This window comes from Kitasatospora nipponensis (assembly GCF_039528135.1).
Lineage (GTDB): Bacteria > Actinomycetota > Actinomycetes > Streptomycetales > Streptomycetaceae > Kitasatospora > Kitasatospora nipponensis.
Genome location: NZ_BAAALF010000106.1, coordinates 16,995 through 27,836 on the forward strand (window position 1 = coordinate 16,995; position 10,842 = coordinate 27,836).

Below are 10,842 nucleotides of genomic sequence, written 5' to 3' on the forward strand. Positions count from 1 at the left end.
CCCGGGCCCGCGAGGGGCTGGGACCGGGGGCTCAGGGCCCGGGTCGGCGCCGGTGCGCTACTGCGTGCTGCCGGCGAAGTGCACCAGGAGCTTTCCCGTGTAGTAGAAGACCGGGCCGGAGATGGTGGTGCCGGTCGAGGTGCTGCCGCCCGTCGTGGTGGTGGTGCCGCCGCTGACCTCGGCACCGACGCCCAACTGGCCGCCCAGCGCGGCGATGTTGCCGACGCTGGTGCTGAGCTTGCCGGCGACGGCGGTCTGGACGCTGCTGGTGGAGGTGTCCGTGACGGTGACGGTGACGATCGGGTTCAGCGTCTCCCGCGCGATCGTGAACAGGTAGTTCGTCAGCTGGGAGGGCAGTTGGGGCACCGAGCAGCCGCCGTTGAACGAGGTCGGCGTCAGCCCGCCGAACGGGACGAAGAGGCCGGTCCTGGGATCGGTGATCCAGGTCGCGTGGGCGGCCACGCCGGAGATCCCGACGACCAGGGGCTTGCTCAGGTCCGGGGTGGCGGTCAGGACGACCCCGGCACCGGCCGGTTGCAGGCCGGCCTGCGGCGCGGAGATCGGCCGGCCGTCCTGGAAGAGGGCGATGGTGAACGTGCCGTTCTCGAAGTCGGTGGTGCCGTCGGCGTAGTGGACCTGGTCGAAGTAGAAGGTGAAGGACCGCGTCTGCGGGGTGATCGGCCGTGGCGGCCGGGGCGTGGGCTTCTGCTTGGGCGGCGGCGCCGGCTGGTTGGGGATCGTCGAGCCACCGGATCCCGTGTCGGTGCCCGAGCCGGTGCCTGAGCCCGTTCCGGTGCCCGAGCCGGTGCCTGTGCCACTGCCCGTGCCGGTTCCACCGCCGGTGCCCGTGCCGCCGGTTCCGGTGCCTCCCGTGCCGGTGCCGCCACCGGTTCCGGTCCCGCCCGCCCCGGTCCCACCGCCGGTGCCCGTCCCGCCAGTGCCCTTTCCGGCGAGCGCGCTGGAGTCGTTGGCGAGGGTCTGCAGCAGGGAGGCCACCTCCTGCTGCATCGACATGTCGCGGAAGATGGTGCTGGTGGCGAGCAGTTTGAGCGCGTCCGCCATGCCGGTCGGGTCCGGGGCGGGCGAGGGGGTGACGATGTTGACCATGGAGGACGGGAACGCGGTGGCCGCCAGGTTGGGCTCCTGGGCGCGCGAGGCGAGGCTGACGTCCGAGATCGCCGGTGCGGCGTCCGGGATCGGGGACTTCTGCCAGTCCCAGAACCGGGTGTTGTCGATGACCTCGGCGGAGTTGCAGTGCCCGAGCTTCGCCTCGGCGAAGACGCCGCGGGTCGGCAGGCTGACCAGGTTCTCGGTGCGGGACTCGGCGACCGGGGGGAACATCCCGGCGCCGGGGCCACCGCCGGGATCGTCGGCGCCCGGCGTGCGGGCGAGCGAGGCGAAGGTGGGATCGAGCGGGAAGGCCACCTCGTTGCCGTAGACCTCGACGGCCCGGTTCTCGATCACGTCGAGCAGCGGGCGGGTCGAGTCGCCGAGGGTGATCTCGAACGGCGCCAGCCGGATCGCGCGGGCGTTGGGGTCCTCGCCCAGCCACACCAGTCGGTAGTAGTAGCTCAGGTTGGTGTTGAGGTGCTCGATGAGCCGGAAGAGCAGGATCCGCTCCGCCTCCGTCATGCGGTCCATCGGCGTGGGCGGCGGCGGTGCCACCGGCGGGCGGGCGACCGGCAGCACCAGGTACCGGTCCGCGTCGGCGGTGGCCCTGTCCCAGACGCGGTCACCGGTCCACAGGCTGAGCGGGTGCTCGACACCGGCCTGGTCGACCCCCCGCACGTCGATCGAGACGAGGCCGGTGTGGGACTGGCCGGCCTGGTCCTGTTCCGAGTCGAACCTGAGCACGATGAAGCCGACGTCCTTCCAGGCGACCGAGCCGTTGGTCGGGATTGCCTGCCCCTCGACGACGTGGTTGGTCGGGTCGAAGTCGCCCTTGGGGGCCAGGGCGCCGGGCGTGCCGTTCACCGACAGCAGCGGCACGTCGCTGGCGGGGTCGTTGGCGTCGTTGCGCGCCTTGCCGGTCACCACGCACGGACTGCCCTGACCGCCGGTGCGGAAGTGCAGTTGGAAGAGGACGAAGCGGTTGTCGCCCGGGTCGGGGGGCGGGGCCGCGGCGGGCTGGCGGTTGAAGGCGACGTACCTCTCCACCGCGTCGAAGGCCGGTACCAGTGACTCGTCGAGCAGCCCCTGGAGCAGGTAGCGCCGGTAGGCGAAGACCGACTCCACGACGAACGGCGGCATGGCCTGGGGGATCAGCACCGCCGGCCGGACCTCACCGCGCTCCACCACCACCCGGAAGTGCCGGAGCACCTCGTAGTAGAGCAGGGTCATCGCGTGCGCGTGGTTGTAGTTGCGCACCGTGCGGGTGCTGGCGCTGGCGCGCTCGGTCTGGCTGGACTGGACGATCACGGTGGAGCGCAGGTCGCGGATGGCCGTGCTGTGCTGCTGGAAGGCGTCCGACAGGGTCTGGGTGGTGTGCGCGCTGACGCTGCGGTCGCCGCTCGTGGTCGCGTAGCCGCCGCCCAGCGCCGCGCTCGCGCCGTACGCGCCGCCGCTGAAGGAGCCCGCGACCCCGCCCATGATCGAGCCGCCGCGCTGCCACTCGTGCACGGTGGCGGAGACCACCTCGTCGACCGTCCGGTCGCGCAACTGGTCGTGGTTCAGCTCGTCGATCAGCCCGGTCTGCTCCTGCCGCGCGTCCACCGACTGGCGCGACCAGTCGACGATGGCCACGGTCGTCTGCTCGCCCGGGGCCAGCGGCAGGGTGTAGAGGACCTGGCCGAGGCCGTGCCCGACCGGGATCCAGTTCACGTCGTAGGCGATGGTCAGGGCGAGTCGGGCGGCACCCGTCCGGAGCAGCGCCGGGTTGAGACCCGGGTCCTGCAGGATGGGGTTGACGCCGGAGATCGGATCGGTCGCCACGGCCCGCGGGGTGGGTGCCGCGGCCGGGTCCGCGACCGGCCCGGCGCGCAGGACCGGCCCGGGCACCTGCACGGACGCGGTGTGCTCGGGGCCGATCCGGACGATCTGGTGGAGCTGGAACCGCTGGGTCGCCACGTTCGACGGCAGCAGGCTCTCGCAGCCGTCCTGTCCGATCAACTCGGCCGGCATGTGCGCGAACGAGGCCGGGGAGAGGTACCAGTCCAGCAGCGAGGGGGACTGCATGGCGGCCACCCCGGAGCCCGGATCCGCGAAGACCCCGGTGCGGTCCGTCGACACCCGCAGCACCACCGCGTCGCCCCGCGGGTCGGCGGTGGCCAGCACGTCCAGCGCGCTTTCCAGCGGGCCGTAGGGATGCAGCCACAGCTCGGCCAGGTCCACCGCGGCGGTGGCCCCCGAGGTGGACTGCGCCAACTGCACGGCCCGGGTGCGCAGCGGCAGCAGGTCCCAGGAGAGGTAACCGACGTGGTCGCTCGCCAGCAGCCCGAGCGGCACGTCGTACCGGCTGGGATCGACCGGGCCGTCGGTCGGATCGTTGCCTGGGTCGTCGGTCGGGTCGTCGGTCAGGTGATCCGTGAGGTGGTCGGTCAGGTGGTCGGTGAGGTCCTCCACCCGGGCGAGGATGCCGCCGGCGCCCTGGCGCCCGACCCGCAGCACGGCATGGGCGTAGACCGGAACGCCGGTCAGCGGTCCGCCGGTGGCCGCGTCCACCAGAAAGACCGCGCACCGTGACGGCCCTTCCTGCTCCGACATGCGTACGCGCATCGGACAATCCCCCTTTCGGTGGCCGACTCCACCGCTGACCGGCAACTCACGTCCCAGTCGCGGCTCCTGCGGCGATCCTGGCACCGCCACCAGCCGAAATCGGTGGTTCGTCCGCGAAACCACACCATTGAGTGGGATGTTCACGAACCTTTGCCGGGAGTGGTCGGAAAAGGTTTTGCCACACCCGCCGGGGCTCGCCCACAATCGCGCCATGACCGATTTCCCGCAGCCCGACTTCGCCACCAAACCCACCCTGGTCGGTGGGTTGGTGACGCTGCGTCCGTTCCGTCTGCCGACGGACCTCCCGGCGATCCGCGCGCTCCTCACCGACGTCGAGGCGGCCCGGTACACGGAGGGGGACCCCGGCACCACCCCGCGCCCACCGTGGAGCGAGGAGGACGAGCGGCGCATGCTCGCCTGGTACGGCACGCGCCACGAGCAGGACGACCGGCTCGACCTCGCCGTGGTCGACGCGGCCACCGGCGACTGCGTCGGCGAGGTGGTGCTCAACCGGTGGGACCGCGGCAACCGCAGTTGCAGCTTCCGGATCGGGCTGATCGCCGCCGGCCGCGACCGCGGGCTCGGCACCGAGGCCCTGCGACTGATCGCGGGCCACGGTTTCGAGCAGCTCGGCCTGCACCGGATATCGCTGAGCGTCTACGGCCACAACGACCGGGGCCTGCGCTGCTACCGGAAGGTCGGGTTCGTCCTGGAGGGCACCCGGCGCGAGGCGCTGCGCTACGGCGACCGCTGGGTGGACGACCTGGACATGGCGATCCTGGACCACGAGTGGGAGCGCCACCGCGGCTATCCGGCCGGGCGCCCGGTGCCGCCGTCCGATCCGGCATGATCGACCGGACGGGCGCCGGGGCCGCGTCGGCGGTGGCCGGCCGACCCTCCGGTGCCGACACCGGTCCGGTTCAACCGATGGAGCGTCACGATCATGACTGAGGCGATCGATCCGGCCCTGCCCACGCTGCTCGGCGAGCGGGTCGTGCTGCGTCCCGCGCGGACCGCGGACATCCCCGCGCTCGTCGGGATCCGGCGCACCCCGCAGGTGTACGCGCGCTGGCGGGGCGGCGCGGATCTCGCGGCGGCCGTCGCGGAGGACCTCGCCGAGCCCGGGAGCAGCACCCTGACCATCCTGGTGGCGGGCCGGGTGGCCGGCGCCATCCAGTGGTCCGAGGAGACCGAGCCCGACTACCGCCACGCCGGCATCGACGTCTACCTCGACCCCGCGCTGCACGGCCAGGGCCTGGGCACCGACGCCGTGCGCACCCTGGCCCACTACCTGATCACGGAACTGGGTCACCACCGGCTGGAGATCGACCCGGCCGCCGACAACACCGCCGCGATCCGCTGCTACCGCAAGGTCGGCTTCCGCCCGGTCGGCGTGCTGCGCCGGCACGAGCGCGGGCCCGACGGCGACTGGCACGACAGCCTGCTGATGGACCTGCTGGCCGACGAGCTCAGCCCGCCCTCCGCGCCGCTCTCCGCGCCGCCGGCCGCGCCGCCCGGCGGTCGGTAGCCGCCGACCCCCGGCACCGGGCGGCGCCGGCCGACACCGGTAGTGCCGACCCTGCCGCACCGGAGTCCGGGTACGCCGATAATGTGCCCCTGGGATGAGCGTGTTCGACTCCGGGGGTGGCAGATGGACAGTGCGGAGAGCGAGATCGAGGACATGCCCGGCGACGGGTCGACGTACCGCCCGCCGCCGGCCTGCCCGCTCTGCGCGGGTGAGTTGCGCGAGGTCCAGATCAGCACCCGCTCGGAGGCCGTGACGGTGAAGGTGCACCTGCCGAGCCGGATGTTCGCGCGCAAGAGCGACGTGGAGGCGCTGGCCTGCCGCTCCTGCGGGCACCTGCTGCTCTTCATGGCGCACCCCGAGATCATGGACGAGCCGCCGCCGCGCGCTCGTCGCAAGCGCTGACCCCGCCCGCCACGCCGGCCGGCGCGCCGCCCACGGGGGCGGCGGGGGCGGGCCCGTCCGGGGCCGAGGTCAGGCGGCGGACGCCGGGCACCGCGGCGGTGGCCAGGCAGCTGACCCCGACCAGCGCGGCCGCGATCGCCAACGGCGTGGACGTCCCCCAGGTCGCGGCGGCCAGCGGGCCGAGCGCGTAGCCGAGCGGGGTGCCGGCCAGCGACACCAGCCAGTCGTAGGACACCACCCGGGCCAGGACGTGGGCCGGGACGTGCTGTTGGACCGCGCTCTCCCACACCGGGTTGAGGAAGCCCAGGCAACCGGTCGCGAGCCCGTACGCCGCGACCAGGAGGGGCGTGGGCGCACCCGCGGCGAGCGCCACGAGCGGCAGGGCGAGGGTGGCCAGGCCCAGGTTGCCGACCAGGACCGGGCGCCGCGGGGTGACCCGGCCGGCCAGCAACGAGCCGCCCGTCAGCCCGATCGCGCCGGCCTCCAGGACGGCGACCCAGGTCCCGTCGCCACCGAGCCGCCGGACGGCGACCAGCGGTCCCAGGGTGGCCAGCACCGCCATCGCGCAGTTCCAGGCGCAGTGGGCCACCAGGCTGGTCCAGTACCAGTCGCGCGAGCGCACCTCGGCCCAACCCTCGGTCAGGTCGGCCAGCAGCGTCCGGCGGACCACCGGCGTGCGGCGCACCCGCAGGACGCCGAGCATCGCGGCGCTCAGCGCGAACGAGGCGGCGTCCAGCAGGAAGGCCCAGCCCGCCCCGGCGCCGTAGATCAGCAGGCCGGCCAGAGCCGGCCCGGCGAGCCGGGCGAGGGCCGAGGCGGAGGCCAACAGCGCGTTGGCCCGAAGCCGGGCCGGGCCCTCGACCGTACCCGCGACCAGCGGGGCCTGGGTCGGCATCGCGAAGGCGGAGGCGCAGCCGCCGACCGCGGCCGCCGTCGCCAGGTGGACCAGCGCGGGGTGGCCGCCGAGGAGTTGGAGCCCGACGGCGAGCTGGCAGGCCCCGCGGACCAGGTCGGTGACGAGGGCGACCCGGCGCGCGTCCCAGCGGTCGGCGATCACGCCGCCGAGCGGCAGCAGGGCGAGTCTGGGGATCATCGCGCAGGCCAGCACGGTGGCCAGCGCGGTCGGTGAGCCGGTCGCCCGGGTGACGGCGATGGCCAGCGCGGTGGGTACCACGGCGTCGCCGACCGCCGAGAGCGAGCGGCCGATGAAGAGCAGGCGGAAGGCGCGGAGGCGGAGTGGATGGGTCACGGGCAGAGAGTATTTCGGTGCCGAAAGTTTCGTCAACGAAATTAGCCCACTGCCCCCATCGGAGCGGCCTTCCAGGGCGTGTTCCGGAGGTATGGCGGGCCCGGCGCCACCTCTGGACCACGCCCTAGAATCGGGTCCATGCAGCCCGACGACGCAGACCGGAATCCGCAGCGAGCCGACCGGACCGACCACCACGTGGCGCGGTGGCTTCCGGTGCTGCCCGAGCTCGACGCGGACGTCGAGGGCGCGGTGACCCGGATGCTGGTGGTGACCAAGCACCTGCGTCGGGTCCGCGAGGAGTCGCTGGTCGGGTTCGGCCTGCAGAAGCACGAGTACGACACCCTGCACGCGCTGGCCGGCCGCCGCGGCTCGGCCCGCCCCTCCGAGCTCGTCGACGACCTCGCGATGGCGCCGGCCTCCGTCACCGGCCGACTGGAGGCGCTGGAGCGGCGCGGGTTCGTCCTGCGCACCCCCTCGCGGACCGACCGCCGACGTGTCGACGTCGAGCTGACGCAGGACGGCTGGGCGGCCTGGCGGGCGGCCATCGACGTGGTCGGCCGCGAGGAGGAGCGGCTGCTGGCCGTGCTCGACCCCGCCGAACGCCGACAGCTCTCCGACCTGCTGCGCCGGATCGCCCTGCTCGCGGAGAGCGGCGGAGCCGGCACCGGCTGCGAAAGCAGCGCAAGCGGTCCGGAGGGCGCAAGCGGTCCGGAGGGCGCGGGCGGTACCGAGAGCGCGGGTGGCGCGGGCTGAGTGCCGGGCGCCGGCCTCAGCCGGTGAAGCCGATGTGCACGTGGTCGTGGTGGGTCGCGTCGGTGAAGAACTGGTTGGCCGTGGCCCCGCCCGACAACTGGCGTGGCCCCCCGACGTTGTACGAGCCGGCCGCAGCAGCGGCCCGCATGAAGCCGTCCACCAGGTCGGTCGGCGTGGCCGGGTCCACGACCGTGTGTCCGTCGATCCGCCAGACGTCGAAGGCGCGACCCAGCGGGTGGTCGCTCGGGCGGTCGGTGCCGAAGACGTCCAGCGGATGGCCGGAGCGGACCACGCTGACGCTGATCGTGTAGTCCTGGGCCAGGGTCAGCATCGCCTGCAGCACGCTGTCGTGCACCGCGCCGCTGCGCACGTCCGCCAGGGCGGCCGGCGGTAGCTCGATCCGTGGCTGGGCCAGGACCCGGGTGGCGGCGGTGGAGAGGCTGCCGGCCGGTGGGCCGGGGGCCGCCGGGTGCAGGGCGGTGACGTTCCAGCGGGGTGACGCGGCGCTGAGCCGGACGTCCACGGTGGTGCCGCCGGCGACGGGCGCGCTGCCGGCGCCGTCCGCCGTCCACTGGTCGCAGACCACCAGCACGCTGGCCGAGTCGGTGAGGATGCCGCCGTACTGCGCGTCGACGACCTGGAGCGCGGCACTCTCCGCGGTGCCGAGCAGCGGTCCGGCCTGGTCGGCGAGCGCCGGGTCCAGGCCGCCGAGCGCGGCGACCCGGGCACGGGCGGCGACCACCCCGGCGCCGCCCGGCGGCCAGGCACCGAGCGCCTCGACGAGTTGGACGGCGCGCAGCTTGACGTCCGGCTGCACCTCGCCCGGACCGGGCAGCCAGGGCGTCGTGGCGGGCAGGGCGGTCGTGCTCCCCGTAGTGGAAGCGCTGGTGGAAGCGCCGGTGGAAGCGCCGGTGGAAGCGGTCGTGGGCGAGGACTCCTGGGCGCTCGCGCCGGTCGTTCCGCCACCGGCCGCGCTGCTGCTGCTCCCCCCGCCGGTCCCACCCGAGCCGCCGCAGCCGGCCAGCGCCAGTGCGCCGAGCGCGCCGACCGTACCCGCCAGCAGCCGCCGCCGGCTCACCGCCGGCCCGCAGGGCGTCTCGCCGTCCACGACGCCGGTCGCCGGCGCCGCGGGCGGACGTCGGTGTGCTGCGCCGGCCGCCCGGGTCTCCTCTGCCATGGCCCACTATGGGCACGTGCCGCCCCGGCCCGCGAGCGTCCCCGCCGCGCGGGCCGGGGGCGGCACCGGATCGGCTCAGCCCAGGCCGAGCACGGACAGCGCCGTGGTCCAGTCCGTCGCGATGGCGTTCTGGGCGGCCGAGAGGTTCACGGTGCGCGCGCAGACCGCGCGCTTGAGGGCGTTCTCGACCGAGTCCTTGCCGGAGGAGGTGCCGCCGCCGCCGACCGAGTAGTGGGGCTCGGGCCACAGGTTGAGCGGCGAGGTCGGCGAACCGCCCAGCTCCAGCGGAATGAAGTGGTCCTCCTCGTAGTCCGACATGTTGGTGTCCGCGTAGCCGTAGGCGATGATCTGCTGGGCCTTCAGCTTGTTGGTGTACGAGGTCGACGGGCGCACGGTGGCCGTCCAACCGGAGACGCATATCGTCGAGTTGATGGTGCTCTGGGTGACGCTCGGGTTGAGCGCGCCGGGCGTGCAGCCGGGGTCCGGCAGGGGCAGGTAGGCCTGCGAGCAGGTGGCGGCGGCCGCGGTGAGCGGGCGCAGCGCGACCGTGGTCGCGCCGTGGCCGGCGGCCTGGGCGGCGGGGGCGGCGAACAGGGCGAGGGAGCCCGTGGTGATCGCGAGCGCGGTGCCGGCGGTCGCGAGCCGTCGGTGCAGGGAACGCATGGAAGCTCCAGGGGAGTTGACCCGGCGTTCGGCCAGGTGGATGCGTCCATGACAGCAGCGGGCGGGTGTCGCCTGAAGGGGGTGGGCGGTGAATAGTTGGTGACGCGCGTAGAACGACTCTGTACGACTTGCGCGCAGATGCCGCCCGTCGGGACCGGCGAACGGCCGGGTACCGTGGGGCGACCGTGGTCCGGGGCGGCCACCGCGAGGCGTGGTGCCCGAGGGGACCCGTGGGGAGGGGGAGTGGCCGTGGAGTCGACGCCGAGTGGGCGTGATCCGCAGCAACCCGATCCGGCCGCCGGGGTGACTGCCTTCTGGCAGCGCCTGGGCCTGCCCGGGCTGATCGACGTGCACACGCACTTCATGCCGGAGAACGTGCTGGCCAAGGTCTGGGCCTACTTCGACGCGGCTGGACCGCTGATCGGGCGTCCGTGGGGCATCACCTACCGCGAGGACGAGGCGGAGCGGCTCGCCGTGCTCCGCGGATTCGGGGTCCGGGCGTTCACCGCGATGCTCTACCCGCACAAGGCCGCGATGGCGCAGTGGCTCAACGCGTGGGCGGCCGACTTCGCCGCCCGGACCCCGGACTGCCTGCACACGGCGACCTTCTTCCCCGAGCCCGGCGCCGCGCACTACGTCGCCGAGGCCGTCGAGGCCGGAGCCCGGGTCTTCAAGGCGCACCTCCAGGTCGGCGGGTACGACCCGACCGACCCGCTGCTCGACCCGGTCTGGGCGCTGCTCGCCGAGCGCGGGATCCCGGTGGTCGCGCACTGCGGCTCGGGCCCGGCGCCCGGCAAGCACACCGGGCCCGGTCCGATCGGCGAGGTGATGGCCCGTCACCCGGCGCTGCGGCTGATCGTCGCGCACCTCGGACTGCCCGAGTACGCGGAGTTCCTCGATCTGGCGGAGCGCTACCCGGCCGTCCACCTCGACACCACGATGGTCTTCACCGACTTCACCGAGCAGCTCACGCCCTTCCCGCCCGCGCTGCGCCCGCGCCTGCTCGACGTCCAGGACCGGATCCTGCTCGGCAGCGACTACCCGAACATCCCCTACCCCTACCTGCACGCCCTGGAGTCGCTGGCCCGGCTCGAGTTGGGCGACCCGTGGCTGCGCGCGGTCTGTCACGACAACGCGGCCCGCCTCTTCGGGATCCGCCCGGCACCCGCCGGCGCACCCGCGTAGCGCGCGGCGACGCCGGCTGCGTCCGGCCCGCTGCCGTGCCAGCGCCCGGCCGCTGCCGTGCCAGCGCCCGGCCACTACCGTGCCAGCGCCCGGCCCGCTACCGCGCCAGCACGGCCCGCAGGCCGACCCGGTCCAGCTCGGCCAGCACCTCGGCGTGGCCGCGCAGGCCGT

Annotated in this window: 9 protein-coding genes; 5 read left to right on the forward strand and 4 right to left on the reverse strand. The window is 74.1% G+C overall.

The genetic code is table 11. From position 1 onward, the window contains the following. Positions 1-57: 57 nt before the first annotated feature. Positions 58-3,702, reverse strand: a complete 3,645-nt coding sequence (locus ABD323_RS25450) for a hypothetical protein (protein ID WP_344444274.1) — start codon at positions 3,700-3,702, stop codon at positions 58-60. A 223-nt stretch (positions 3,703-3,925) separates the two neighbouring features. Between ABD323_RS25450 and ABD323_RS25455 the strand changes: the two genes are divergently transcribed. From ABD323_RS25455 to ABD323_RS25465, 3 genes are all read left to right on the forward strand, one after another. After that, positions 3,926-4,564, forward strand: coding sequence for a GNAT family N-acetyltransferase (locus ABD323_RS25455; protein WP_344444275.1), 639 nt, complete (start codon positions 3,926-3,928; stop codon positions 4,562-4,564). 93 nt (positions 4,565-4,657) lie between these two features. Then, positions 4,658-5,242, forward strand: coding sequence for a GNAT family N-acetyltransferase (locus ABD323_RS25460; RefSeq protein WP_344444276.1), 585 nt, complete (start codon positions 4,658-4,660; stop codon positions 5,240-5,242). Between the two features lie 123 nt (positions 5,243-5,365). Then, complete coding sequence (locus tag ABD323_RS25465) at positions 5,366-5,644, forward strand: hypothetical protein (RefSeq protein WP_344444277.1); 279 nt, start codon at positions 5,366-5,368, stop codon at positions 5,642-5,644. Here ABD323_RS25465 and ABD323_RS25470 read toward each other — a convergent pair. Further along, entirely contained in the window at positions 5,604-6,893 is a 1,290-nt protein-coding gene (locus ABD323_RS25470) for an MFS transporter (RefSeq protein ID WP_344444278.1), read from the reverse strand. The two genes, ABD323_RS25465 and ABD323_RS25470, sit on opposite strands and share 41 nt — an antisense overlap. Before the next feature lie 138 nt (positions 6,894-7,031). Between ABD323_RS25470 and ABD323_RS25475 the strand changes: the two genes are divergently transcribed. Beyond that, positions 7,032-7,646: a MarR family winged helix-turn-helix transcriptional regulator gene (locus ABD323_RS25475; RefSeq protein ID WP_344444279.1), complete on the forward strand. Its 615-nt coding sequence runs from the start codon at positions 7,032-7,034 to the stop codon at positions 7,644-7,646. A gap of 16 nt (positions 7,647-7,662) precedes the next feature. Here the strand turns inward: ABD323_RS25475 and ABD323_RS25480 are convergent, their stop codons facing one another. Together ABD323_RS25480 and ABD323_RS25485 are read right to left on the reverse strand one after the other, a co-directional pair. Continuing rightward, a complete protein-coding gene (locus tag ABD323_RS25480; protein WP_344444280.1) occupies positions 7,663-8,823 on the reverse strand; it encodes a hypothetical protein in 1,161 nt (386 codons plus the stop codon). 75 nt (positions 8,824-8,898) lie between these two features. Further along, on the reverse strand, positions 8,899-9,486 hold the full coding sequence (locus ABD323_RS25485) for a hypothetical protein (protein WP_344444281.1): 588 nt from the start codon (positions 9,484-9,486) through the stop codon (positions 8,899-8,901). Positions 9,487-9,735: 249 nt separating this feature from the next. Here ABD323_RS25485 and ABD323_RS25490 point away from each other — a divergent pair, with 249 nt between their 5' ends. Next, positions 9,736-10,671 (forward strand): amidohydrolase family protein, encoded by a 936-nt coding sequence (locus ABD323_RS25490; protein ID WP_425556151.1) that lies wholly within the window; start codon positions 9,736-9,738, stop codon positions 10,669-10,671. Positions 10,672-10,842 lie beyond the last annotated feature (171 nt).

What these genes read in the sequence shown, in the direction of transcription:
- ABD323_RS25475 (WP_344444279.1), top strand. Translation starts at nt 7,032, where the DNA reads ATGCAGCCCGACGACGCAGACCGGAATCCGCAGCGAGCCGACCGGACC.
- ABD323_RS25480 (WP_344444280.1), bottom strand. Translation starts at nt 8,823, where the DNA reads ATGGCAGAGGAGACCCGGGCGGCCGGCGCAGCACACCGACGTCCGCCC.
- ABD323_RS25450 (WP_344444274.1), bottom strand. Translation starts at nt 3,702, where the DNA reads ATGTCGGAGCAGGAAGGGCCGTCACGGTGCGCGGTCTTTCTGGTGGAC.
- ABD323_RS25485 (WP_344444281.1), bottom strand. Translation starts at nt 9,486, where the DNA reads ATGCGTTCCCTGCACCGACGGCTCGCGACCGCCGGCACCGCGCTCGCG.
- ABD323_RS25465 (WP_344444277.1), top strand. Translation starts at nt 5,366, where the DNA reads ATGGACAGTGCGGAGAGCGAGATCGAGGACATGCCCGGCGACGGGTCG.
- ABD323_RS25460 (WP_344444276.1), top strand. Translation starts at nt 4,658, where the DNA reads ATGACTGAGGCGATCGATCCGGCCCTGCCCACGCTGCTCGGCGAGCGG.
- ABD323_RS25455 (WP_344444275.1), top strand. Translation starts at nt 3,926, where the DNA reads ATGACCGATTTCCCGCAGCCCGACTTCGCCACCAAACCCACCCTGGTC.